General features: G+C 62.9%; 25 protein-coding genes. 8 read left to right on the forward strand and 17 right to left on the reverse strand.

What is annotated here, in order from left to right:
- Positions 1–4 precede the first annotated feature (4 nt).
- The 9 genes from rpsJ to CXY74_RS11095 all read right to left on the reverse strand — a co-directional run bounded on the left by rpsJ (position 5) and on the right by CXY74_RS11095 (position 8,754).
- Positions 5–313: a 30S ribosomal protein S10 gene (gene rpsJ, locus CXY74_RS11055; protein ID WP_035834607.1), complete on the reverse strand. Its 309-nt coding sequence runs from the start codon at positions 311–313 to the stop codon at positions 5–7.
- Positions 314–812: 499 nt separating this feature from the next.
- Positions 813–1,256, reverse strand: a complete 444-nt coding sequence (locus CXY74_RS11060; RefSeq protein WP_104200463.1) for a hypothetical protein — start codon at positions 1,254–1,256, stop codon at positions 813–815.
- Between the two features lie 161 nt (positions 1,257–1,417).
- Positions 1,418–2,611, reverse strand: coding sequence for an elongation factor Tu (gene tuf / locus CXY74_RS11065; RefSeq protein ID WP_104200464.1), 1,194 nt, complete (start codon positions 2,609–2,611; stop codon positions 1,418–1,420).
- A gap of 133 nt (positions 2,612–2,744) precedes the next feature.
- Positions 2,745–4,859, reverse strand: coding sequence for an elongation factor G (gene fusA / locus CXY74_RS11070; RefSeq protein ID WP_104200570.1), 2,115 nt, complete (start codon positions 4,857–4,859; stop codon positions 2,745–2,747).
- 132 nt (positions 4,860–4,991) lie between these two features.
- The gene (rpsG, locus tag CXY74_RS11075) at positions 4,992–5,462 is read right to left on the reverse strand and encodes a 30S ribosomal protein S7 (RefSeq protein ID WP_092107221.1); all 471 of its coding nucleotides are present in this window, start codon (positions 5,460–5,462) and stop codon (positions 4,992–4,994) included.
- The gene (gene rpsL, locus CXY74_RS11080) at positions 5,462–5,836 is read right to left on the reverse strand and encodes a 30S ribosomal protein S12 (RefSeq protein ID WP_035834602.1); all 375 of its coding nucleotides are present in this window, start codon (positions 5,834–5,836) and stop codon (positions 5,462–5,464) included. The genes rpsG and rpsL overlap by 1 nt, the downstream gene beginning before the upstream one ends.
- A 438-nt stretch (positions 5,837–6,274) precedes the next feature.
- Positions 6,275–7,003 carry a spermidine/putrescine ABC transporter substrate-binding protein gene (locus CXY74_RS11085; RefSeq protein WP_104200465.1) on the reverse strand — a complete coding sequence of 243 codons (729 nt, stop codon included), beginning with the start codon at positions 7,001–7,003 and terminating at the stop codon, positions 6,275–6,277.
- 62 nt (positions 7,004–7,065) lie between these two features.
- On the reverse strand, positions 7,066–7,557 hold the full coding sequence (locus CXY74_RS11090; RefSeq protein WP_104200466.1) for a hypothetical protein: 492 nt from the start codon (positions 7,555–7,557) through the stop codon (positions 7,066–7,068).
- A gap of 141 nt (positions 7,558–7,698) precedes the next feature.
- Positions 7,699–8,754 carry a hypothetical protein gene (locus tag CXY74_RS11095; RefSeq protein WP_104200467.1) on the reverse strand — a complete coding sequence of 352 codons (1,056 nt, stop codon included), beginning with the start codon at positions 8,752–8,754 and terminating at the stop codon, positions 7,699–7,701.
- 327 nt (positions 8,755–9,081) lie between these two features.
- Here CXY74_RS11095 and CXY74_RS11100 point away from each other — a divergent pair, with 327 nt between their 5' ends.
- The 8 genes from CXY74_RS11100 to CXY74_RS11135 all read left to right on the forward strand — a co-directional run bounded on the left by CXY74_RS11100 (position 9,082) and on the right by CXY74_RS11135 (position 16,143).
- Positions 9,082–9,279 carry a Flp family type IVb pilin gene (locus tag CXY74_RS11100; protein ID WP_233193342.1) on the forward strand — a complete coding sequence of 66 codons (198 nt, stop codon included), beginning with the start codon at positions 9,082–9,084 and terminating at the stop codon, positions 9,277–9,279.
- 110 nt (positions 9,280–9,389) lie between these two features.
- Positions 9,390–9,776 carry a TadE/TadG family type IV pilus assembly protein gene (locus CXY74_RS11105; protein ID WP_104200468.1) on the forward strand — a complete coding sequence of 129 codons (387 nt, stop codon included), beginning with the start codon at positions 9,390–9,392 and terminating at the stop codon, positions 9,774–9,776.
- Complete coding sequence (locus CXY74_RS11110) at positions 9,764–10,780, forward strand: TadE/TadG family type IV pilus assembly protein (RefSeq protein ID WP_158252350.1); 1,017 nt, start codon at positions 9,764–9,766, stop codon at positions 10,778–10,780. The genes CXY74_RS11105 and CXY74_RS11110 overlap by 13 nt, the downstream gene beginning before the upstream one ends.
- Positions 10,777–11,523, forward strand: a complete 747-nt coding sequence (gene cpaB, locus CXY74_RS11115) for a Flp pilus assembly protein CpaB (protein WP_104200470.1) — start codon at positions 10,777–10,779, stop codon at positions 11,521–11,523. The genes CXY74_RS11110 and cpaB overlap by 4 nt, the downstream gene beginning before the upstream one ends.
- Positions 11,520–12,833, forward strand: coding sequence for an AAA family ATPase (locus CXY74_RS11120; protein WP_104200471.1), 1,314 nt, complete (start codon positions 11,520–11,522; stop codon positions 12,831–12,833). Before cpaB ends, CXY74_RS11120 begins: the two co-directional genes overlap by 4 nt.
- Complete coding sequence (locus tag CXY74_RS11125) at positions 12,830–14,320, forward strand: CpaF family protein (RefSeq protein WP_104200472.1); 1,491 nt, start codon at positions 12,830–12,832, stop codon at positions 14,318–14,320. The genes CXY74_RS11120 and CXY74_RS11125 overlap by 4 nt, the downstream gene beginning before the upstream one ends.
- Positions 14,317–15,273 carry a type II secretion system F family protein gene (locus tag CXY74_RS11130; RefSeq protein ID WP_104200473.1) on the forward strand — a complete coding sequence of 319 codons (957 nt, stop codon included), beginning with the start codon at positions 14,317–14,319 and terminating at the stop codon, positions 15,271–15,273. Before CXY74_RS11125 ends, CXY74_RS11130 begins: the two co-directional genes overlap by 4 nt.
- A gap of 9 nt (positions 15,274–15,282) precedes the next feature.
- Positions 15,283–16,143, forward strand: coding sequence for a type II secretion system F family protein (locus CXY74_RS11135; protein WP_104200474.1), 861 nt, complete (start codon positions 15,283–15,285; stop codon positions 16,141–16,143).
- Positions 16,144–16,163: 20 nt separating this feature from the next.
- Here CXY74_RS11135 and CXY74_RS11140 read toward each other — a convergent pair whose 3' ends face one another.
- The 8 genes from CXY74_RS11140 to CXY74_RS11175 all read right to left on the reverse strand — a co-directional run bounded on the left by CXY74_RS11140 (position 16,164) and on the right by CXY74_RS11175 (position 24,190).
- Positions 16,164–16,811 carry an A24 family peptidase gene (locus CXY74_RS11140; RefSeq protein WP_158252351.1) on the reverse strand — a complete coding sequence of 216 codons (648 nt, stop codon included), beginning with the start codon at positions 16,809–16,811 and terminating at the stop codon, positions 16,164–16,166.
- A 142-nt stretch (positions 16,812–16,953) separates the two neighbouring features.
- Positions 16,954–18,363: a type IV pilus twitching motility protein PilT gene (locus tag CXY74_RS11145; protein WP_304481666.1), complete on the reverse strand. Its 1,410-nt coding sequence runs from the start codon at positions 18,361–18,363 to the stop codon at positions 16,954–16,956.
- Positions 18,364–18,584: 221 nt separating this feature from the next.
- Complete coding sequence (locus CXY74_RS11150; RefSeq protein ID WP_104200476.1) at positions 18,585–19,253, reverse strand: hypothetical protein; 669 nt, start codon at positions 19,251–19,253, stop codon at positions 18,585–18,587.
- 4 nt (positions 19,254–19,257) lie between these two features.
- A complete protein-coding gene (locus CXY74_RS11155) occupies positions 19,258–19,917 on the reverse strand; it encodes a hypothetical protein (protein ID WP_104200477.1) in 660 nt (219 codons plus the stop codon).
- Positions 19,914–20,966, reverse strand: a complete 1,053-nt coding sequence (pilM, locus tag CXY74_RS11160; RefSeq protein WP_104200478.1) for a type IV pilus assembly protein PilM — start codon at positions 20,964–20,966, stop codon at positions 19,914–19,916. Before pilM ends, CXY74_RS11155 begins: the two co-directional genes overlap by 4 nt.
- 71 nt (positions 20,967–21,037) lie before the next feature.
- Positions 21,038–21,880 (reverse strand): A24 family peptidase, encoded by an 843-nt coding sequence (locus CXY74_RS11165; RefSeq protein WP_104200479.1) that lies wholly within the window; start codon positions 21,878–21,880, stop codon positions 21,038–21,040.
- Positions 21,873–23,525: a polymer-forming cytoskeletal protein gene (locus CXY74_RS11170; RefSeq protein WP_146070120.1), complete on the reverse strand. Its 1,653-nt coding sequence runs from the start codon at positions 23,523–23,525 to the stop codon at positions 21,873–21,875. Before CXY74_RS11170 ends, CXY74_RS11165 begins: the two co-directional genes overlap by 8 nt.
- Positions 23,516–24,190, reverse strand: coding sequence for a hypothetical protein (locus CXY74_RS11175; protein WP_104200481.1), 675 nt, complete (start codon positions 24,188–24,190; stop codon positions 23,516–23,518). Before CXY74_RS11175 ends, CXY74_RS11170 begins: the two co-directional genes overlap by 10 nt.
- Positions 24,191–24,193 lie beyond the last annotated feature (3 nt).

Raw genomic sequence — 24,193 nt, forward strand, 5'->3', positions numbered from 1 at the left:
GGCCCTAGAGCTTGATCTCGATGTTGACGTCGGCCGGAAGGTCGAGGCGCATGAGCGAGTCAACAGCCTTCGGGGTCGGGTCAATGATGTCGATCAGACGCTTGTGGGTGCGCATTTCAAAGTGCTCCCGGCTGTCCTTGTACTTGTGAGGAGAACGGATGACACACACCACGTTCTTCTCGGTCGGAAGCGGCACCGGGCCGACGACTGTAGCGCCCGCACGGGTCACTGTGTCGACGATCTTGCGCGCCGAAATGTCGATGACCTCGTGGTCATACGACTTAAGTCGAATGCGGATCTTCTGTCCCGCCATGTCGAACTCTCTCTCTGTCGAGGCGTCTTACAGACAACGGCAGGATTTGCCGAGGTTGCATTGGACGCCGTAGTAGCACTGCTGCCATTAGCACCACTGTTCATATGTCAATTTCGAATCGCGTACGAATAAACGACGCTCATCGTCAACGTCGACTCCCAGAAGCAGAACCCGGGGGACGGCACGGTTTTACCCACGCCGACCAGATCGTTGATTTATGCTGCGCTCTGCTGCCCGCGGCCTAGCCTGCAATCTGCGCTCATCCGACGATGTGTTTTTCGAAAAAGCGTGACGCGACTATGCACTGCCTGGCAGTGATTCCAACGGCGCATAGAGCGCGTCGAAAGTGTTGAACTAGAAGAGTCTGCCACACAATTGCCACTTCATGCAACCCGGGCGTGTCGCACGCTTCTCGGCGGCCCGTGCGCGTCGCCCGCTATGGAGAGAAATACCCGCGTGCAGCCGACCGTGGGCATCGACTTTGCCGCGACTCGAGCGACTACCCCGAAGTGATGCCGGAGGCGACGCGCGGGCTCTGGTCGGGGCAGCTCTCAGCGGTGGACTCGGTGAGAACGCGCTGGGCCATAATCTGTCGGGATTGGTCAGATAAGCCGGTAGTTGGGTATTCGGCGAGCACCTTGCTGATGATCTCGGAAATCGACAGAGCGGCGTACTGCGTGAGGCTGTCGCAGACCAACACGCTATACACGCTGACGGTACTGGCCACGATGCTGTCGAGAACGTGCTGTTCAGACTGAGCAGTAGGCGTTGGGGTTGGCGTGCCGATAGGTGACGAAGTGGAAGTCGGCGTCACCTGGGCGATCGCGGATTCGGTGACGGGAGCAGACCCGACCAGGCGTGGCACGATCACCACGGCCAGGATGGCGATCACGACAACGGCAATCCCCATCAGGATGCGCATTTCCAGTTTCGATATCTGCATGCGGAAACCATAACCGGGTCTGGCCCTTCTTGCCGCGGGCAACCACATCTGAAATCATTCGCTGGAATCAATCGGGGTTACAGGCGTGAGGCACGCCGGGTACGCAAAAAGGGGCCAAGCCCGAAGGCCCGACCCCTTTTCAGGAGATCAGTAGAAAGTGACTACTTGATGATCTTGGTCACCGTGCCGGCGCCGACGGTGCGGCCACCTTCACGGATAGCGAAGCCGAGGCCCTCTTCCATGGCGATCGGCTGAATCAGCGCGACAGTCAGGTCGGTGGTGTCGCCAGGCATGACCATCTCGGTGCCCTCAGGCAGCGTGATGACGCCGGTGACGTCCGTGGTGCGGAAGTAGAACTGCGGGCGGTAGTTCGCGTAGAACGGGTTGTGACGGCCACCCTCGTTCTTGCTGAGGATATACGCGGTGCCCTCGAAGTCGGTGTGCGGCGTAACCGAACCCGGCTTGACGACGACCTGGCCGCGCTCGACATCTTCGCGCTTGGTGCCACGAAGAAGAAGTCCACAGTTCTCGCCGGCCCAAGCCTCGTCGAGCTGCTTGTGGAACATCTCAATACCGGTAACCGTGGTCTTCTGCGTCGGGCGGATGCCGACGATCTCGATCTCGGAGTTGATCTTGAGGGTTCCACGCTCGGCGCGGCCCGTAACAACGGTGCCACGACCGGTGATCGTGAAGACGTCCTCGATGGGCATCAAGAACGGCTTGTCCTTGTCGCGGATCGGGTCCGGAATGAATTCGTCAACAGCCTTCATCAGCGTGAGGATGTTGTCGGTCCACTTCGGGTCGCCCTCGAGCGCCTTGAGTGCGGAGACCGGAACGACGGGAGCGTTGTCCCCGTCGAAGCCCTGGCTGGAAAGAAGCTCACGAACTTCGAGCTCAACGAGCTCCATGATCTCTTCGTCATCAACCATGTCAGCCTTGTTCAGCGCGACGAGCAGGGTCGGAACGCCGACCTGCTTGGCAAGAAGAACGTGCTCACGGGTCTGAGCCATCGGGCCGTCAGTAGCGGCGACCACGAGGATCGCGCCGTCCATCTGAGCTGCACCGGTGATCATGTTCTTGATGTAGTCAGCGTGGCCCGGAGCATCGACGTGCGCGTAGTGGCGAATGTCGGTCTCGTACTCAACATGTGAAATGTTGATCGTGATGCCGCGCTGGCGTTCTTCCGGAGCCGAGTCAATCGACGCGAAGTCGCGCTGAACGTTGATTTTGGACGGGAACTTATCGGCAAGAACCTTGGAGATCGCTGCAGTCAGCGTGGTCTTTCCGTGGTCAACGTGACCGATCGTTCCGATGTTTACGTGCGGCTTTGTCCGCTCGAACTTGGCCTTGGCCACTGTGGGTCCTCCTCAGGACTCGCGTGCAAATTCACGGCCGCCGTTATGAACGGCCGGTATGCGCTGGATGTGTCTACTTATATTACTCGGGCCAGGTGGCCTAAGCGATTTAGGCCCGAAGGCCACCTTAGGGCTATTCGCCCTTGTTCTTGTTGATGATCTCGTCGGCAACTGCCTTCGGGACCTCCGCATAGCTCTCGAACGTCATCGAGTACACCGCACGGCCTGAGGTCTTCGACCGCAGGTCACCGATGTATCCGAACATCTCCGACAGTGGAACGTGAGCGCGAATTACCTTCACGCCCTGCGCATCCTCCATGGTCTGGATCTGCCCACGACGCGAGTTGAGGTCTCCGATTACGTCACCCATGTATTCCTCAGGGGTACGAACCTCGACGGCCATCAGCGGCTCGAGCAGAACGGGGTTCGCCTTACGAACGGCTTCCTTGAAGCCCATCGAGCCGGCAATCTTGAAGGCCATCTCCGAGGAGTCAACGTCGTGCGCAGCGCCGTCAAGCAGGCTGGCTCGAACGCCCACCATCGGGTAGCCGGCCAGGATGCCTACGCGGAGCGCATCCTGAATTCCAGCATCCACCGAGGGGATGTACTCACGCGGGATGCGGCCACCAGTGACCTTGTTGAGAAACTCGTACGACTTCTCAGCAGTGATTTCCATCGGCTCGATCGCGATCTGAATCTTCGCGAACTGGCCGGATCCACCGGTCTGCTTCTTGTGCGTGTAGTCGTGACGCTCAACGGACTTGCGGATCGTCTCGCGGTACGCCACCTGGGGCTTGCCGACGTTCGCCTCAACGTTGAATTCACGCTTCATGCGGTCGACGAGGATATCCAGGTGAAGTTCACCCATTCCCTTGATTACCGTCTGGCCAGTTTCCTGGTTCTGTTCGGTACGGAAGGTGGGGTCTTCTTCAGCGAGCTTCTGAATAGCAAGGCCCAGCTTTTCCTGGTCCTGCTTGGTCTTGGGCTCGATAGCGACCTCGATGACCGGGTCAGGGAAGGTCATGGACTCGAGTACGACCTGCTGGTTCGGGTCGCACAGGGTATCGCCCGTGGTGGTGTCCTTGAGGCCGATGACCGCGTAGATGTGACCGGCGGTAACGAAACCGACCGGGTTCTCCTTGTTGGCGTGCATCTGGAAGATCTTGCCGATGCGCTCCTTCTTGCCCTTGGTCGAGTTGATGACCTGGGCTCCGGAGTCGAGACGGCCCGAGTACACGCGCACGTAGGTGAGGCGACCGAAGAACGGGTGCACCGCAACCTTGAATGCGAGAGCCGTGAACGGCTCCTCGGCATCCGGGTGACGCATGATGACCTTCTCCTCATCGCGAACGTCGTGCGCCTCAATGGCGGCCACGTCGAGCGGGGTGGGGAGGTAGTCAACGACAGCGTCGAGCATCGGCTGAACGCCGCGGTTCTTGAACGCAGAACCGCAGAGAACCGGGTAGATCTCACTGTTGATGGTGAGCTTGCGGATGGCGCCCTTGATCTCGGCAACCGTCGGCTCTTCGCCGGCGAAGTAACGCTCCATGAGGTCGTCGTCGGTTTCGGCGACGGTCTCGAGCAGAAGCTTGCGATACTCGGCGGCCTTCTCCACGAGGTCGGCGGGGATCTCTTCGATGGCGTACTTCGAGCCCATCTCCACGTCACCCTTGGAGTCGCCACGCCAGGTCAGCGCACGCATCTGAACGAGGTCAACGACACCCTCGAACTCAGACTCTGCACCGATCGGCAGCTGGATGACCAGCGGCTTCGCGCCGAGGCGCTTGATGATGGTGTCGACCGTGAAGTAGAAGTCGGCGCCGAGCTTGTCCATCTTGTTGACGAAGCAGATGCGCGGCACGTCGTACTTGTCGGCCTGACGCCACACGGTTTCGGACTGGGGCTCAACGCCCTCCTTGCCGTCGAACACGGCAACGGCACCGTCGAGAACGCGGAGCGAACGCTCCACCTCCACGGTGAAGTCCACGTGTCCGGGGGTGTCGATGATGTTGATCTGGTTGTTGTCCCAGAAACACGTCGTCGCAGCGGAGGTGATCGTGATGCCACGTTCCTGCTCCTGCGCCATCCAGTCCATCGTCGAGGCGCCGTCGTGGGTCTCGCCGATCTTGTGGTTGACACCCGTGTAGAACAGGATGCGCTCAGTTGTGGTGGTCTTGCCAGCATCAATGTGAGCCATGATGCCGATGTTGCGGACCTTACTCAGGTCGGTGAGCACGTCAAGTGCCACGGGGGTCCTCCAGCGGGTAGGGGTGGGAATGCGGAACGAGGCCGTGAGCATCCGCTTTTTCAGCGGGCAGGCGCGTGCCGACGCAAGCCGGAACGCGCCTGAACCGATGATCAGGAATGCTCGAGAGCCGAACTACCAGCGGTAGTGAGCGAAGGCCTTGTTCGCTTCAGCCATTTTGTGAGTGTCTTCACGACGCTTGACAGCGGCACCGAGGCCGTTGCTCGCGTCGAGGATCTCGTTGGTGAGGCGCTCGGTCATGGTCTTCTCGCGACGCGCCTTGGCGTAGCTGGTCAACCAACGAAGGGCCAGTGTGTTGGCGCGGTGCGGCTTGACCTCAACCGGAACCTGGTACGTGGAACCACCGACGCGGCGCGAACGCACCTCGAGGGTCGGACGAACGTTGTCGAGTGCCTTCTTCAGCGTGACAACGGCATCCAGCTCGTTCTTGGCGGAGACACCGGCGAGGGCATCGTAAACGATGCGCTCGGCGAGGCCCTTTTTGCCATCGAGAAGGATCTTGTTGACGAGCTGGCTGACGATGGGTGCACCGTAAACCGGGTCGGCAATGACAGGGCGCTTGGGAGCGGGTCCTTTACGGGGCATTACTTCTTCTCCATCTTTGCGCCGTAACGGCTACGAGCCTGCTTACGGTTCTTGACGGCCTGGGTGTCCAGCGCGCCGCGAATGATTTTGTAACGCACACCGGGGAGGTCCTTAACACGGCCTCCGCGCACGAGCACCATGGAGTGCTCCTGCAGGTTGTGGCCCTCGCCGGGAATGTAGGCGGTGACCTCGGTGCCGTTGGAAAGCTTGACACGGGCGACCTTGCGAAGAGCCGAGTTCGGCTTCTTCGGGGTGGTCGTGTACACGCGCGTGCAAACGCCGCGCTGCTGCGGGTTGGATTTCAGGGCGGGAGCCTTGGTCTTGGTGACCTTGGGGCTACGGCCCTTCCTGACCAACTGCTGAATGGTGGGCACTAATTACTCCTTGTTTTTGCTGCACGGTGACAGCTTTGTGATGGTTAGCATTCGACTTCTTCTTTCGAATTGGTCGAGTTCATCTGGACCCGCTTGAACGCGCACGATTGCTCGCGCGTGTTTTGGTGGGTATGCCGTGGGGGCTTGCTCGAAGAGCGAACCCTGCATGTGTGGAATCTTGCCCCGACCTGGTGCTTCCTCGATGCGAACATCGTGAGGGCATAATTCAGGCGCACGACAAGCGCACACCCTGTAATTCTAGCCCGGCGCAGCCACGCCGGTCAAATGGGTTGCGCCCCGTCTCGATCCCCTCTGGCGCCCATTTCCGTATCGCTTACGTGGACGGGGCCCGGGCCCCGTCCACGGGCCCAGTTTATAAACTGGGCCCATGTTCATAAGGTGGGCCCGGCCGTTGAGAAAGCGGATGCTGCGGCTCGGCTAGGGATTGCGCGGCCAAAGCGGAGAATCAAGCGTGCTCCCGAGGTCGACGAGCAGGGCCTGCACCTGGGGCTCGACGAATTGCGCGATCGCGGTGAGCAGGCGTGGCCGCTGCTGGGTGAGTTGGGCACAGACCCGCAGGCCTACCTGGGTCGCGAACTCGTCGGCAAGCTGCATCTCGGCTTTGAGCGCTTGTTTTTCTGCGGGGCTGAGCGGTGGAAGGGGGTCGGAGGGCGCGGGGACACTGTGCTCGTGCTCGTGCTCGTGCTCGGCGCTGTCGGATTCGGCGACAGGTGGGGGCGGTGATTGCCCGGCGGGGAGCTGCTGGTCGGCGAGCTCGCTGAAGGTGAAGAGATAGGGGACATCCGCTGCCGGTTGCGGGTCGAGGTCCAGGCCGCGAAATTCCGGGTCCAGGCCCTCGGCAGGCCGGTAGGCCTGGGCCGATTCTCGGCGCTCACTCAGGTTGAGCTCGTGCGCGAGCCGGGGCAGGTTGAGTTCGGTGTATTCGTCAACGGAGGCGTCGATCACGATCTTCATCCGCATCGATAGGGCGTGCTGCACGACGTGGGGTACGTCGACCGCGAGTCCGGCGGAGGCGATGATCGGCGATCCGAAGCACTGACGGCAGAGGCGCGCCCGGCCGCGGTGTGTCGCGGGGTGCCACCGGGTGATCCAACGCAGCCAGTTCTCAACCTCGTGGTTGACACGCGACTCGATGGACCTATCCATACTGAATAGGGTACCCGTAACGGTTCAGACGCGAGATGCCAACATTGCGTCGTCGTCGCGGGCTAGTTATTGTCGTTTTCTTCCCAGGGCCACTTGGGGGCGCCGGACCCTGCAGGCTTAGCGAGGAGTACGAGAAAGAACAGAAAGGCAATGAGCCATCCGCTCACGGCGATGGCGATGGCGAACGGGCTCGTCATCTCTGCGCCGATGAAGGTGACCGAGCGAAAGAGTTCGCCGGCGCCGAGGCTGTAGACGACCCCCCCCGCGATGCAGTAGCCGAGATAGGCCGCGACGCCCGAGATAAAGATCGGCAGCGGGGGAATCTGCGTCAGTCGCTCTGGGGACCGCAACACGGCACTGAGGATGACCCAGATCAGAGCAAGGACCGCCGTGGTGACCATGATGGGGCCGAGGAGGGCGCCGGCATCCGCTTCGTTGATGACATCGCGATTGAGCAGCAGGCTCAGTACGCCGAACGCTGCCACGATGAACGCGGCGTAAAGCGCGGCCGAAAAAGCCGCCATGGTGATCGCGTACTTTCGGTATTCCCGCATGGCTCCAGCGTAAGCCCGGGTGCAGGGCGCCGCCACCGCGTTCGGGGACGGGGCCTAGGCCCCGTCCCCGGGCCCAGGTTAGATCATGGGCCCGGGTTTCGGGCCCGGGCCCCGTCCGCACGAGGGGGCGCGGGACTCGGGTTAGGGGCGGGTGGAGTGCGGGCCGTCGGCGAGGAGGCGCTCGTATTCGGTGCGGGCCTCGCGGTTCTTGGCGGTGACGCGGCGTCCGCGGCGGGCGATCCAGGCTCCGGCCCAGATTGGCACCTCGCGGGCGATGATCGCGGCAGTGATGGCGTAGGGGTTCAGCCACAGTGACGCAACGAACCGGCTGACGTCGGCCTGGCTGAGCCCGTCGGACGTGCCGTCGAGCATGAGGCCGAGGAGCGCGGCACCGATGAACGAGAAGTACACGATCACGGCAACGACAAAGCCGAAGAGCACATAGGCCCACCAGCCGCCCCGATTGATCAGGGAGATCAGCCCGGTGAAAGCGAGGAAGAAGAACAAAACCGGTACGTACGAGATCGGCAAGGAGGCGAAGAGCATGAAGCTGCTCAACGTCACGGCCATGGTCGTGCTGGTCATCCCGATAATGATGAATGTCGCGACGGCGTACAACAGGGCGAACACGACGGTAGCGAGAAGGGCGATCAGAATGCCGCCGCCGCGGTTGCTGCGGTTTTTCGGCTTGGTCGGCGCCTGCACGTAGATCGGCGACTGGGCCGGGGGCGTGTACGACGGCGCGATCGCGACCGGCGCGTCGAGTGGAGCATCGACCACGGCGTAGTCGATCGGGGTGGCGTCGATCGGGGACTCCGCGGCGGCGGGCGTATAGGAGTCGGCGTAGTCGTCGGTGAGGCTCGGTGCGGCGGCATCTGTCGATGCGACCGGAGTGGCCGTCGACATGGGTGCCAGGTTGCGGGCTGCGGCCGAAGCGGTCACCGCGTCGGCGCGCTCGGCCGCACTCAGGTTGGCGTTGATGGCGTCATAGTCGATGACGGTGGGTTCCTGCTCGGGTTCCTGCGCAACCGAAGATTCCGCCGAGGCCGAGGCCGACTCCGCTTCGACCACCACCGCGGCGTGCTCGGGGGCACCGTCCTGGTCGGTGGGGCCCTGCTCTGACACGGTCAGATCAGGCGCTGCGGCAGCATCCGTTTCCGGGTTCTTCTTGCCGTCGGTTGGCGTATTGTCGCTCATGCTGAACTCCTCGTGGCCTTCGCCGTGATTGACTCCTACTGTACCAAGGGCACGGCAAATGCTACGGAGACTCGGCGCGGCGGCCCTATTATCCCGCCGATGCCTCCACCGGAGTAGTCGGCCCCGCGAAGGCGGAATGGGAACCGCCCCAAACAGATGCCGCGCCATTGAATTCGCGCCCGAACTCACTAGATCACCCCAAATGTGGGGACGGTGACCGAATATTGTCGCCCCCCCATACTGGGTAATGCATGGCGCCACGGGTACCCATACGTTGTCATTCGCCGAGCGACTACCTAGGTCAGCTCCACACAGAATGGAAAACCCGTGAAGTTCTATACCAAAATCCAGGCCCTCATGAACAGCATGCGCAGCGACGAAGAAGGCGCCACCGCTGTGGAGTACGGCCTGATGGTCTCGCTCATTGCCGTCGCCGTCATTGCCGCCGTTACCCTGATCGGCACCAACCTCAACAACATCTTCGCAGAGGTTTCCAACAACCTCGTCGTGACGCCCGTCCCATAAGTCCGCAAAACGGGCCGGCCACTCGGCCGACTCTACTCGTGCAGCGACGGTGGCTTCCGCTCCGGAAGCCACCGTCGCTTACACCAACTGCCCACCCGAAGGGGCACCGCATGACATTCAAACGTAGCAAACCGGGCGAACGCGGAGCAGCAGCCGTTGAGTTCGCGCTGATCCTCCCCGTTCTCCTCCTTCTCGTGCTCGGACTCGTCGAGTTCAGCCGCGTCTTCAACGTGCAGATCTCCCTAAGCAATGCGGCCCGAGAGGGTGCCCGGGTGATGGCGATCGAAAACAACTTGGGGCTAGCTAGGTCCGCGGCCACTGCCGCCGCGCCGTCGGTCAATCCATCGGTTGCTGAGGGCGACATCACGGTGAACAACTGCACCGACACCATCAAAACCGTGACCATGACCATCAACTACGACGTCGACCTCCTCACCGGATTTTTCGGGGAGACGATCCCACTGACCGGGACGGGGGTCATGCTGTGCGGTGGTTAAATTCCCTACATCGCTCGGAACGCGGCGCGAGCGCCGTCTTCCTCGGCATTCTGCTGGTGCCGCTTATCGGCTTCCTGGCCATTGCACTCGACGTCGGCGCCCTCTACGCCGAACGTGCCCAACTGCAAAACGGGGCGGACGCCGCGGCCATCGCGATCGCCCGAGATTGCGCTGATGAAGGCTGCGACACCCCTTCCGCCCTGGCCGCCCTGGCCGCCCTGGCCGCCCGCTTCACCAAAGCAAACGCCAATGATCGCGCCGCCAACGTTGACCCGCCAATCATCGACCTGGATGCCCAAACCGTCACCGTGATTGACTCGACCCGCACCGACACCGGGGAGGATGCCATCCAGCATCCGTTCGCCTCGCTCATTGGAACCGACTCGACGACCGTGGACGCCACCGCCACCGCGGAGTGGGGCCATCCCGGCGACGGCCCGGCAGTTCTGCCGCTCGCACTCTCGTACTGTGAGTTTCTGCTGTTCGGCGCGCTCAACGACGAGGACAAGATCACGATTCGTTACGACGAAAACCATCCGTGCACGCGGGATGGCGCTGAAATCCCGGGCGGGTTCGGCTGGCTCGACCAGATACCAGGCCAGTGCGAGGTGCTGGTGGACCTCGACGCCGACGTGGTGCCGAGCCGGCCCGGTAACAGCCAGCCTGTTGACTGTGAGGAGACTCTGGCCGACCTCGAGGGCCGAACGATCCTCATTCCCATTTTTGATTCTTCCACCGAGCCCGGCGCCAACGGGGTCTTCCACATTTACGCCTTCGCCTCTTTCAAAGTCACCGGGTGGAAATTCGCCGGTGGAAACCGCATGCCACTCGTGAACGTCGATAACTACCCGGGGTGTGGCTGCAGTGGTGGCAACTCTCGATTCATCCAGGGTTACTTCAAAGACTGGGTGTCCGTGGACAGCGCCTTCGAACTCGACGGACCCGACCTCAACGCCGACGTCGTCAGACTTATAATTCCACCTGAACCAAGGGAGATGCCATGAAAACCCGCCTCATTGGAGCAATCCTCGCGATCGTGCTGGCCGTAGTGGGCACCGTCGTGCTCACCGGTTATGTGCGAAGCGCAGACGCCCGTGCCACCAACGGCGCCGAGATGGTATCCGTCTATGTCGTGACCGAAGAGATCCCCGCCGGCACCGCCGCGGAGGCGATTGGCGAGCTCATCGCTGAGAAGAAGATGCCCGCGGTTGCCGCGGTGCCCGGTCGCGTCACTAAGCTGAGCGCCCTCGCTGGCCGGGTGGCGGATACCACCCTCCAGCCCGGCGAGCAGCTCCTCACCTCCCGCTGGGTGAACTCGGCCGAGCTCGCCGCGCGCGGCGACGTCAAAGTTCCTGACGGCATGCAGTCTGTCACCATCGCCCTGCCCGTCGAGAATGTCGTCGGCGGCACGATCAAGGCCGGCGACACCGTCGGCGTGGTCATCACTGCGTCGATGAAGCCCGCCGGCGGCACCGAGGAGCAGCCGGTGAGCAAGCAGGTCTTTCACAAGGTGCTCGTGACCTCCGTACAGGCGGGAACCAAGACGTCGCCTGCGAAGGGTGAGGAAGGAGCGGATGCGGCGTCCGAGCCGGTCAGCTCGGTCATGGTCACCCTCGCCCGCACCACGCTCGACATTGAAAAACTCGTCTGGGGCCAGACGTTTGGCTCGGTGTGGCTCACCCTGGAGACCGAGGAAGCCGACGAGACCGGCTCGCGCATCGTCGACGGCAACGCGGTCTTCGAATGAGCCGCCTACTGCTGATCGGCAACAGCCATGGATTCGAGACCCGCCTGCACATTCTCTTCGGGGCCGCCCTCAGCCTGGTCAAGGGACAGTTTCTGGCCTTCGGACCTTCGGCCGTGCTCGGTCGACTGCACGCGGCAGACCGACCCGACGTGGCTCTGCTCGGGTCAGCTCTCTCCCACGGGCAAACAGGCGTACTCTCGACCGGACTCGCCACCCTCTACCCCGGGGTGGGCATCGTGATCGTGCGTAAAGACCAGGCGGGAACCGACCAGTGGGTCTCCGACCTGACCATTCACGCGGTCCTGAGCCCCCGCGACGAGCAGGTGGCCCTACTCACACCGACCCGTGCGCGGTACTCCCGGGCTGAACCCGACAGCGTGCTGGATCCCCACCGGCCAGATGCGGAAGAAGTACCAGAAGTCTGGCTCGGGTTCGAGCCTGAGTTGGAATCGGACGCCTTCCCAACTTCGGCCGGGGATCCCGACGGTTCCACCCTTGTTCCGCCGGCCATCGAGACGGTCGCAGCGGCCGCCGGCATCCGCTGCCAGGTCATCGCCGTCGTGTCGGCGAAGGGTGGCGTCGGCAAGACCACAGTCGCCACGAACCTTGCCGTCGGGCTGGCCGCGCTAGCCCCCCTCTCGGTGGTTCTCGTCGACGCCGACGTGCAGTTCGGCGACGTCGCCACTGCGCTGTCGCTCACGCCGGCGCACACCCTGCCCGACGCGGTCACTGACGCCGCACAGCTCGACACGATGGTGCTCAAGACGTACCTCACCCCGCACGAGAGCGGTTTCTACACCGTCTGTGGTGCGGACACCCCGGTCGACGGCGACCGGGTGACCGGCGAGCAGCTCAGCCATCTGATCAGGCAACTCTCTGAAGTGTTCCGGTTCGTCGTGATCGACACGGCGCCCGGTCTCGGTGACCACGCCCTGGCCGCCCTGGAGTTGGCCACCGATGCCGTGGTCGTCTGCGACATGTCCGTGCCGAGTGCACGGGGACTCCGCAAGGAGCTGGCCGCGCTGGCCGGTATCGGCATTGTGCCGCCGACTCGCCATGTAGTACTGAACCTGGGCGACCGCTCCAGCGGCCTGTCCGTGCGCGATATCGAGGCGACGATCGGCGTACCGGTAGATATCGCCATTCGGCGGTCCAAACTGGTGGCACTGTCGACGAACCGAGGCGTGCCCATCTTGGCAGACGGCTCGAGAAACTCCGCATCAAAGGCGCTCACCGCATTGGTGCGCCGATTCGACCCGACGGCGGCGCGTAAACACGGCCGCCTACACCGAAGGGTGGTTGTGGCATGAAACTGACCGAACGAGTGGACGCGGTGCGAGAAAAAGGCCCCCACCACCGCTTTGACAAAAAAGCTCCGGCACCAGCCCTGGTGAAATCAAACGCTGTCCCGGCGGCTTTGGCGAACGCTTCTTCCCTGCCCCCTGCATCATCGGTGACAGCTGCGCCCGTGCCATCCCCCGCACCGATAGCCGCTTCACAACCCCCTGTTGATCCACTCGCCGATATCAAGGAACGCGCTGCTCAGGAGCTGTTCGAACGCATCGGGTCGCGCCTGAACGACCCCAGCCTGAGCGAAGAGCAGCTGCATGCCTACGCAAGAGCCGAGCTGGGCAACATCGTTTCGGCCGAGCAGGTACCGCTCAGCGACGAGGAGCGCGACCGACTCATCGCCGAGATCGATGCCGACGTGCTCGGCTACGGTCCGCTCGACGTCTTGCTCGCTGATGAAGCCGTATCCGAGATCATGGTCAACGGCCACGACCAAATTTTCGTCGAAAGAAACGGGCGCCTCAGCCTCAGCCTCTCCCGCTTCACGAGTGAAGCGCAGTTGCGTCGCGTGATCGAGCGGATCGTCTCCAAGGTCGGTCGGCGCATCGACGAATCGTCACCGCTGGTGGATGCGCGCCTCGCCGACGGCTCGCGAGTGAACGCGATCATTCCGCCACTTGCGGTCGATGGTTCCTCACTGACTATTCGTAAGTTCTCTCGCGAACCGCTCACGGTCAAAGACTTGATCGGATTCGGCACACTGAGCCCGGACATGGCGGAGTTGCTCGATGCCTGCGTAAAAGCGAAGCTCAACATCATCGTCTCCGGGGGAACCGGAACCGGCAAGACGACCCTGCTCAACGTGCTATCCGGGTACATTCCGTCCGACGAGCGCATCATCACGATCGAAGACGCCGTGGAGCTGCAGCTGCAACAGGAACACGTCATCCGTCTCGAATCACGCCCCGCGAACATCGAGGGTAAAGGTGAAATCACCATCCGCGACCTGGTGCGCAACTCCCTGCGCATGCGCCCGGATCGGATCGTGATCGGTGAGTGCCGCGGCGGCGAAAGCCTCGACATGCTGCAGGCCATGAACACCGGCCACGACGGTTCCATCTCGACGGTTCACGCCAACTCACCGCGCGACGCGATCGCGAGGCTGGAAACCCTCGTGCTCATGGCCGGGATGGACCTGCCGCTGCGCGCCATTCGCGAGCAGATCACCTCGGCAATCGACGTGATCGTGCAGATCAGTCGACTCAAGGACGGCACTCGCCGCATCACCCACGTCACCGAGGTGCAGGGCATGGAGGGCGAGATCGTCACCCTGCAGGATGCCTTCATCTTCGACCACGGTGCCGGCACCGACGCCAACGGACATCTCATCGGCCGCGCAGTCGCCACCGGGGTACGACCACGGTTTGCCGACAAGTTTCGCGATCTGGGCATCGAACTCTCGCCGGGCGTGTTCCAGGCTGAACTGACGACACGAGCACAGCGATGAACGAGGTCATTCTCTACGTCGGGGTTGGGGCCGGACTGATCGCCCTCCTAGTTCTCGTGTTCCTGGTGATCGCGCCGTCCGCGCCACGCGTGCCCTTGGAACGCCGCCGCGCGCCCGGAGCGATCGAGACGTCGACCCTGACCAAGATGACCGACCGCACGGTCGAAGTGATCGATGGCGCGCTCCGCCGGGGCGGCCGGGCTCCGTTCAGCGAGGCGGAACTGGAGCAGGCGGGCATCCGGATGCAACCGTCAGGCTTCGTACTCATGGTCATCTCTGCCGCCATCGTTCTGTCGCTGCTCGGGCTGATTCTCGGTACCGGGTCGGCTTGGGTCGTGCCGCTCATGGTCACGTTCGCTGCGCTCGCCCCGATCGGTGCCAAGGTGCTGATCAGCCTGCGGGCCGGGCGCAGGCGAGCCAAATTCGCCGAACAGCTCGACGAATCGCTCACCCTTCTCGCCGGTTCGCTTCGCGCTGGCCACAGCCTGCTCCGCGCCGTCGACGCCTCTTCGCACGAGACGGAGTCACCGACGTCCGATGAGCTCGCCCGAGTCGTGAACGAAACCCGGATCGGGCGCGATCTGGGAGACGCCCTCGACAACACCGCAATGCGGATGCGCAGCGACGACTTTCAATGGGTTGCCCAGGCGATCGCGATCAACCGTGAAGTGGGCGGCAACTTGTCCCAGGTGCTCGACCAGGTGAGCCACACCATCCGCGAACGTAACGAAATTCGGCGGCAGGTGAAAGCGTTGGCCGCGGAAGGCAAGATGAGTGCCTGGGTGCTGATCCTGCTGCCCATCGGCGTCTTCACGTTTCTGTTGTTGACCCAGCCGAGCTATTTCGGCGGTTTCTTCAGCAGCATCTGGGGAATCGCCGCCCTCGTCGTCGCAGCCATCCTGCTTGGGATCGGTTCGCTGTGGATGATGGTCGTTGTCAAAGTGAAGTTCTAGGAGAATCCCATGCCCTCACTCATTGCCATCCTCGCCGCTCTGGCCGTTGCCGGCGGGCTCGGAGCTCTCGTCGGCATCCTGGTCGGTGGTCGCGGGCCGCGCGAAGTCACCGCAGGCACCGGCGCGCCCTCGGGTTCGCTCTTCACCGGCGGTTCGTTCATCACGGGCGTGCGCGACGCCGCCCCCAAGGGGTATCTCGGCATGCTCGATCATCGACTCGCGCTCGCCGGGCGCCCGCCCGGGTGGACGATCGACAAGATCCTCATTGCAAAACTGGTCTTAGCTGCGGGCGGCGCGCTCCTCGCGCTGTGGTGGATCAGCGGCGACCCGGTCATGCTGCGGTTCGGGCTCGGCGGTGCACTCACCGTGCTGTGTTTTTTCGTGCCCGACCTGCTCATTCAAAGTCGGGGGCAAGAGCGGCAGGAAAAGATTCAGCTCGCTCTCGCTGACACCCTCGACCAGATGACGATTTCAGTGGAGGCGGGCCTCGGCTTCGAGGCGGCCATGGCCAAGGCCGCGACGAACGGCAAGGGGCCGCTCGCCGAGGAATTCATTCGTACTCTGCAGGACATGAGCATTGGCCGCGCACGCAAAGACGCCTACCAAGCTCTGAGTGGCCGCACCTCGTCACCGGACCTGCGCCGGTTCACACGCTCCGTCATCCAGGCCGATACCTACGGCATCGCCATCGCCGACGTGCTCCGGGTGCAAGCGGCGGAAATGCGGGTACGCCGTCGCCAGCGGGCCGAGGAGAAGGCGATGAAGATCCCGGTCAAGGTGCTGTTTCCGCTGATTTTCTGCATCCTGCCGGTGTTGTTCATCGTGCTGCTCACACCCGCCGTGCTCAGCATGGTCGAAGCTTTCTCGTAGGCGCGACCGGTCTACCGTGCTTAGAGCCAGGTCGGGAGCAGAATTGCGATGAACGCACCCAGCAGCATGGACGGGCCGAACGGAATGGAACTCCCCAGGGTTACCTTTCGCACGGCCAAAGCGAGCAAAGAAATGATGCCGCCGACCAGAAAGCCTGCGAACAGGCCGAGGAGCACGGTGCTCCAGCCAAGATAGCCGAGTGCGAGACCGATCATGACGGAAAGTTTCACGTCGCCCATGCCTATGCCGTTGGGCGACACAAGCACCAGCACGAGGTAGACGCTGAAGAATACCGTGCCACCGAGCAGCGCGCCGAATAGCGCCTCCAAGTGGTCGTCGACCACTGCGGCCAGCGCAAGCGAGACCAGGACCACTGCGGTGGTAGGGAGCACAATCACGTTAGGCAGTCGCTTCTCGACCAGGTCGACAATGCAGAGCACCACGGATGCTGTCGCAAAGATCAGAAATGGCGCCAACTGGGGGCTGAAGCCAAACTGGCCGGTCAGGAACACGAACAACGCCGCGGCCGAAACCCCGGCCGTCGCACGAGTTCTCCACCCCAATCGGCGAGGGCTTTGGAGCATTCGCTCGGCCAGAAGGGCTAATGGCACGCCCAGCGCCAAACCAAGCGCGCCCGCCAGGATCACGAGCAGAGAATCAGGGGTCACTCTACGGAGTTTTGCGCATTTAAGCCCGAACGCATACTCCCATTTTGGGGGTACCGGGGGCACAACCGGCGGCGCAGCCGGTCTCGCTCCAGTGCGCATCCTGCCGTACGAGTGACTTTACCGCAGCAGCGGATGACGCTGCCTAAAGCACCGCGCGGGAGAACCCGACGTTGTTGTCGGCGTCGTGGCCGGGGTCGTACCCGGCGCCGACCGTCGCGAAGGCAAAAGCCCCGGCCACCGGTTCGGTGCGGTGAATGAGCAGTTCGAGCCCGGCAATATCGTGGGCCTCGGCCAGCGCGGCCGTGCGGGTGATCTGCCCCGTGTTGACCAGTTCGGCGAGGTGCTGGTCCATGGTGTGCATGCCGCGTTCCCGACCGGTCTGCATCATCGACTCGATCTGGTGCGTTTTGCCCTCGCGAATGAGGTTGGCGATGGCCGGGGCGGTGACGAGAACCTCGGTCGCCGCGACCCGGCCGGCCCCGTCCGCCCACTTCACGAGGGTCTGGCAGACCACGCCCTGCAGGGTCTGGGCGAGCTGCGCCCGCACCTGGTTCTGCTGGTGCGGCGGAAAGACGTCGATGATTCGGTCAATCGTTTGCGCCGCGCTCTGCGTGTGCAGCGTCGCGAACACGAGGTGACCGGTCTCGGCGGCGGTCAGCGCTACCTGGATCGTCTCGAGGTCGCGCAGCTCACCAACGAGAATCACGTCGGGGTCCTGCCGCAGCACGTGCTTCAAAGCGGATGCGAAACTCGCCGTGTCGTGTCCCACCTCGCGTTGGGTCACCAGGGACTTCTTGTGAGCGTGCAAAAACTCGATCGGGTCTTCGACGGTGACGATATGGTCGGCCCTGGTGCGGTTCACGAGGTCGACGAGGGCTGCCAGCGTTGTGGATTTTCCCGAGCCGGTTGGCCCGGCCACGAGCACCAGCCCGCGAGGCAGCCCGGCGAATGCCGACACCGATTGCGGGATGCCCAGGGCTTTGAGGTCTTTGATCTCCTGCGGAATGAGCCGAAAGACCGCACCAACCGCGCCGCGCTGCTGGTGCACGTTGACCCGAAACCGACTGGACCCACCGGTGACCGCGGCATCCTCCAGCGTGTAGGCGAAATCGAGTTCATGGTCTCGATCGAAGATGACCTGCTGGGCTTGCGTGAGAATACTGCGGATGGCCCGGTCTGCTTTCAGGCTCGACCAGGCCGGACCGGCGCCCACCGGGCCGAGATCGCCGTCGCGGCGAATGCTCGGCGGAGCGGCGACACATACGTGCAGGTCGGACGCCTGCCGCAGCACCACCTCATGAAGGGCCTCGATCAGGTCGACGTCGGGTGCGCCGAGCACATCGGGTACCGCCGGGTCGACACCGCGCGGAATCCAGTCGCCGGGACCGCTACGGAGTGCCACGCGCGTGCGACGACGCTTGGTGGGCAACACACGAATTTCGTCGTGGTGGGTGGCGCTCACTGCGGCGCTGGCCGATACCGGGGTGAAGCCCGCCAGCTCGCCGGGCATGCGGGTGTCGTGTGGCGCTAGGGAGGTTTTCGGGTCGTTCATGAGCGATTCCTTCTCGGAGCAAGCGTGTCGGGTACTGATTGCCGCGAACAGGCAGGGCCGTTCGGGTACGCGACCACTCTCGCCCAGGGTGCGACGAATAGTCGTTGCAGGCCTCGCCAGAATGGAGTCAGGGTAAGTCTTGTTCGCAGGAGGTCTACGCCACGCGCAACGTTATTGAAGCTCGTTTCGCGGCGGTAGCCCGCGATCTGGGGGTGTGCCGATTAGCGCTCGAGCAGCACACCATCTGGATCCAGCAGAACGTAGATCGTGCCGAGGATGGTCATATCGTTCACGATCTCTCCCGCACCGGCATCGGTCGCCACCGTGGAAATCGCGATGCTGCGCTGGCCGTGCTGAAGGCCGGCCACGAAGTCGAAGAGATTGCTGTGAGCACCGGCGATCGTCAATGCAACGGTTATAGCCAGATAGTTTTCCGGGGTGAGTACCGACGATGTGGCGGGAACAGCGGATGCGACGGCTGCGGAATCCACGCCTGTGCCTGGCGCCGCCACAGCGCCACCGTCGATTGCCGGTTCGGCGGCGGGCTGAAAGGCAACAGCATCGCTGATAACCAGCGAATCCAGTGTCACATTGTTCTGGCGGGCAATGATTTCCAGCTCATCCAGAAAATCGGGAATGCCGGCATCTATCGGTACCCCGCTCTGCAGGGTAGCGAGGTAGGTGCGAAGTTCCGCGATTCCGGCAAAGTCCTGTTTCAGAACGATCAGATCGGCCTCGTGCTCTGCATATTGCGCCAGAATGACCTCACGCTGCGCCGTTGTGGCCTGAATCTCTTCCAATTTTGGCGCGATCCCCAGCATCCCGCCGAGAACCACCGCCGTGCCAATGATCAAGATCAGCACGGCACCGAATAGTCTGTTGCGCGTCATAGCGTCACTGTCCCCCAGCGATGCGATTTGATCGCGCATCTTTATTGATATTGATGACCAGTTCAACGACGTACTGGCCGGTTTCCGTGCGGGTCACCGAACCGGGGTGGGCATCCGCATAGCCGGGAAGCGTGCGCAGGTTCGTCAACCACATGGGAACAGCGGGCAATGTCGGACTGGTTAGGCTCAGCGTCAGGCTGGCAACACGCGGGTTGTACAGGGGAACGCTGCTCTGCTCGTATTCCGCCCACGGCGTGCCGGATCCGACGGTAATCGCCTGGATGGTGACATCAGAGGGCAGACTTGCTCGCACGGCCCCCAGGTAAGCACGCCAATCGACCTCGGTGGCAGCAGCCAGCTGCCGCGCCGCCGTTGTCAGGTCGATTTGATTCTGCACAGTGCGCACCTCCGAATATTTTGCAGATTCCAGCAGCAATTCAGTGGTGCGGGCCTCGGATGCGTCGAGCCGGGACTGTGCCCGCCCCGCCTCGAGAGACACGGCTGCGACGGCGGCAATAACGACCAGCACGATGCCGGCCGCAACGATCGCCATAATTCGGCGGAGCAGCCGGCCCTGGCGGGCGGCCTTGAGATCGGGGGGCAGCAGGTCTGCGCGTGGCTCTCCGCCGAGGATCAGCTCGCGGCCATCCGATGTGCGTTTCATGCTTTACTCCCGAGAGCGAGGCCGAGCGCAGCAACGAACGTGCACTGGGAGTTTTTGAGATATTCCTGGCTGACATCGGGACCGAGTTCGAGTGCGCCGTACGGTTGCGCCGGAACCACCGGAAAACGGGTCAGCTCGCTGAGCGCGGCACCAAAGCCTGCGAGTCGAGCGCCCCCGCCCGTGAGCACGATGCGGCCGATGGGTAGTTCCGGACGACTGTTCGTGAAGTAAGCAATGGTGTTGCGCAGGCTTTCCAGCAGTTCCGAGGTGATCTCCCGAATGATGGTGGCGGCTATTTCATCTTCTGGTGCAACCTCATCCAGTAGGCCCAGCCGCATTTTGAGCAACTCTGCCGCCTCTTCGTCAAGGCCGAGGCGCACGCGCAGCGCCTTGGTGAACTCATTGCCGCCGGAAGGAATCACGCGCACGAACTGCGGCACGGCATTCGAAGAAACCAGTACGCTCGACGAACCGCCACCGATATCAATCTGCACAATCACCTCGGGGGCGGTCACCGCACGGTTGATGGCACGACTGCGAGCGAATGACATGATGTCAACGGTGACGGTGTGCAGCCCGGCCAGCCTGGCGGCCTTGATATGCGACTGCACGACTCCTTTCATGGCTGCGATCAGCAGCCCGGAAATTTGCGGGCCAGACTCGCCCTCGCTGTCGACCTCGGCAATAGGGTAGAAGTCGAGTAATGCCTCCGCGGTGGGAAACGACAGCAGGTCCTGCACCTGAAATGGCAGCGACTCACGAATGCGGCGCAGCGACATCTTGGGCACGGTCAGGTTGCGCACGACCATGCGGTGGTAACCCATACCGAGCACGACGTCCTTGGTCGTGAAACCGCCGGTCGACCACATCCGTTTCAGCGCCGCGGCGACGACAGCCGGTTCGAGTACCTCACCGCGACTGACCGCGCCAAAGGGCAGCGGCTCCTCATAGCAGCGCACGAGCACGGGATGATCCGTTTCGGCATCCCGCATCTCTACGGCGCGCACGGCGGTGGTGCCGATGTCGAGTCCGACCACACGAGTAGTCATTTGTTTCCCCCAGTAAGAATTTGATCTGTAAGCGGTGGTCGAGAAGTGGGCCTGGCCGTGACAATTGCCAATTACGCGAGGCCGTAGAGCGTGAGGTAGCCGATCGCTATCTGGTCACCGAAAAAGACGCCGAGCCAGGCCGCCAGGAGCATCCACGGGCCGAATGGGATGCTACTGCGGCGCTTGGCCTTGCGGGTGGCCAGCAGAAGAAGCCCGAACGCGCCGCCGAGCAGAAAGGCACCGAATGCCCCCACGATCAGGGGCCCCCACCCCAGATAGCCGAGGTATAAGCCGAGCAGCCCGGCAAGTTTGACGTCACCGAGCCCCATGCCGCCGGGACTGATCAGTGCCAAGGCCAGGTATAGACCGAACAATGCCGCCGCCCCAATGAGGGCGGTCAGTACCCGACCCGGTTCGCCGGCCACGAGGGCGGCCGCAGTGAGCAACACTGCGGCGACTGGATAGGCCGGCAGCAGAATCTTGTTCGGCAGGGTATGAGTGTCGAGGTCGATCATGGCCAGGGCAACGCTGATCGCCGCCAGGTAGAGGAACGCCACGAGCACGATGAGCTGAATCGCGAGGGTATTGTCGTTGGCAGTGACACTCGCCCAGCCAAAATCAGCGGTCGAGAACACCCAGAGGGCGACGACCGCGAAGAAGACCCCGGTGCCAAGTTCCACCATCGGGTAACGAGGCGAAATCGGCGCCTGGCAGTCGCGACATTTACCGCGCAGCACGAGCCAGCTCACAACCGGAATGTTGTCGTACGATCGAATGCGCGCGCCGCAGCTGCTGCACGAACTCGGCGGGGAGACGATGGAGCGGCCGGCCGGTATGCGGTAGATCACCACGTTCAAAAAAGAGCCGATGAGGGCTCCCAGGATGCCGAATACCCCCGCGATAGTGCTATCCATTCAGGTCTCGAATCGAAACGCGTGCGCCGAGGTGTGCAATCGATTCGCCCGCGCTCGGTGTTATTCCCGTGGACAGGTCGACTCCGGGGATACCCACTGGTGCGTAGTGCAGCGTCGCTGTTCCAGCTATGCCGACGGTGCCACCGTAGAGCTGGCCGCGCCACTGCGCCGAAAAACCGAGGTCAATCGAGCACGGCGTGTAGAGCATGGCCGTCACGGGAGCCTGCACGATGAAAACATGGGTAATGTCCGAGTAGTCGCTGGGATTCCGGCACGTGGGCGATCCGTCGGCCGTCTCATCGGGCGAGATCAGCCATAGTTTGCGAGGCGTGGCTCCCGACGCATCGATCTGCGCGTCGAGGCCGATTTCGAATCGATCCGCAAAAATCGCCAGGTCTTGGGGCAAGCTCAAGGTCACGTTATTCTCCTTCAGGAAAACGCCTTGAGGGCACTCGCGGGCGTCGATGATTCCCGGACCCGTGAATAAGTTTGCGACTGTCTGTATGTCTGCGAGCCTACAGCCATGGTTCATCGTCGCCACCTGAAACCCGGGCCAATCTGTCAGGTCATAGTTGACATCGACCCAGTCGGGCACAAATGGCGCCGGAGCCGGTGCTGAACCCGCTCCGGGACCGACCGCAACCACTGTCGTGCCGCCGGTGATGACGCCGGGCCCCCTGTTGGCGAGGGACTGAGTCGTCAGGTGACCGGTGATCACGTTCGTACTGTGGCCGATGGTCGTCTCGCCGGCGGACCAGGCGTCGTGGTCGATTTTTGCGCTGTTGATCATGCTCAGCGAACCGGCCGTGACCGAACCTTTGATCCACGCAGAAGATTCCAGCACCGTCGCCCCCGTGGTCCAGATGCTGCCGTGGATGATGGTGTCGTCGATGGACTCTGCGCTCGGCGCCACGATGTTGCCGCGCACCTGAGCTAAATCGTGCAGGGCGACAGGTTCGGTGGCCCAGACGTCACCGACGATCGTGCAGGTCGCCCCGACTTCGAGCCCTCCGTCCGCGATCACTAGATCGGCGTTGAGAATGCTGGTATCAGCCCTGTGGGTGCTGTCACAGGAAACGTTGCCATGGCGCACCTGCACCACAGGCTCAGACCCGTCGACGGAGTTCAACTGGCTTGAGCCCGCGAAGGTTCCGAAATTGTGGGAGTAGAGGGCGGAGCCTGCGCCGGCAGTGTCGGTGTCAGCCGGCACGTAGGCGTAGATCGCTTCGACCGTGCGCGTGTCGCCCGTGGTATTGCCCCCAACACCGACATCGACAGCTTCGCCGGTCGCTAGAACTTTAACCCGGACCGCCGCCGGTGACGGGCACGCGCTGAACCAGATGTCAGAGGTCGCACTGGTGGAGTACGAGACCAACACCGCCGAAGCCGGGCTGCTGGTGCTCCAGTTCGCCACCGTGCAGGTGTTGTTGGTCAACTTGAGAAGGGCATCGTCGATGCCCGCTTCCGCCGCCGATTGCGCCTGCACTCCGGCGCGGGTCGCGCTGCTCACACCGAGAGAGTTCATGGTGGAACCAGCAATGGCGATGGTGGCCACTGCTGCTACGGCCATGAGGCCGATTACGGCGAGCATGCTGCTTCCGCGTTCGCCAGCCCGGAGAGAAGAGGTCTTGCCAATTAGAAACATGTGGGCTCCGTGGACGGTGCCGCGCCCTGGCGGCTCGTGACTTTGGTCGACATCAGCGCCGGGCTGCTGTCACCACCGGCGTTGATTGTGAAGTTGACGGTGACGGCCCGGTGGTCGGGAGTGACATCAGGGTTGAAGACGGGTTGGGCGAAGGCGGCAGACAGGCCGCTACCCATCAAGGTCCAGCCGGTCATGTCATTGGCGAGGGCGTCCGGCGTGGGGGCAACGAAGGTTTGTGGAGGCGCTGCGCGCCGGTAGAACATGGCGCCGCCGTTGGACTCGGTGTAGAACCAGGCCTGGCAGACCCGCGCGGTCGCCAGGGCTGCCGGATCGCTGCTGACGGCTGTGATCACAAAGAGCTGGTCATCGATATCGGGATTCGCGCTGTCGGTGACCTGAAGCGCCGTGGCATTGCGCACACCGGAGTGTACCGACGTGGAGATCAGCTGACTGACGGCATTTGCGTCTGCGCTCTCCAGCACCTTGGCTTTAGACGTCAGGGTGTTGAGCAGCATGCCGCCCACGATGGTCAGAATGATCACGAGCAGGCTCGAATAGATGAGCAGTTCAACGAGGCTGTAACCGCCTTCACCGCGCTGTCGCCGCTGGTTCGACCCGGTGCCCGACGCGACATCATGCTGGTGGTGACGTGCTCTCGCAAACATGCC

This window comes from Cryobacterium sp. Y29 (genome assembly GCF_002929825.1).
GTDB lineage: Bacteria > Actinomycetota > Actinomycetes > Actinomycetales > Microbacteriaceae > Cryobacterium.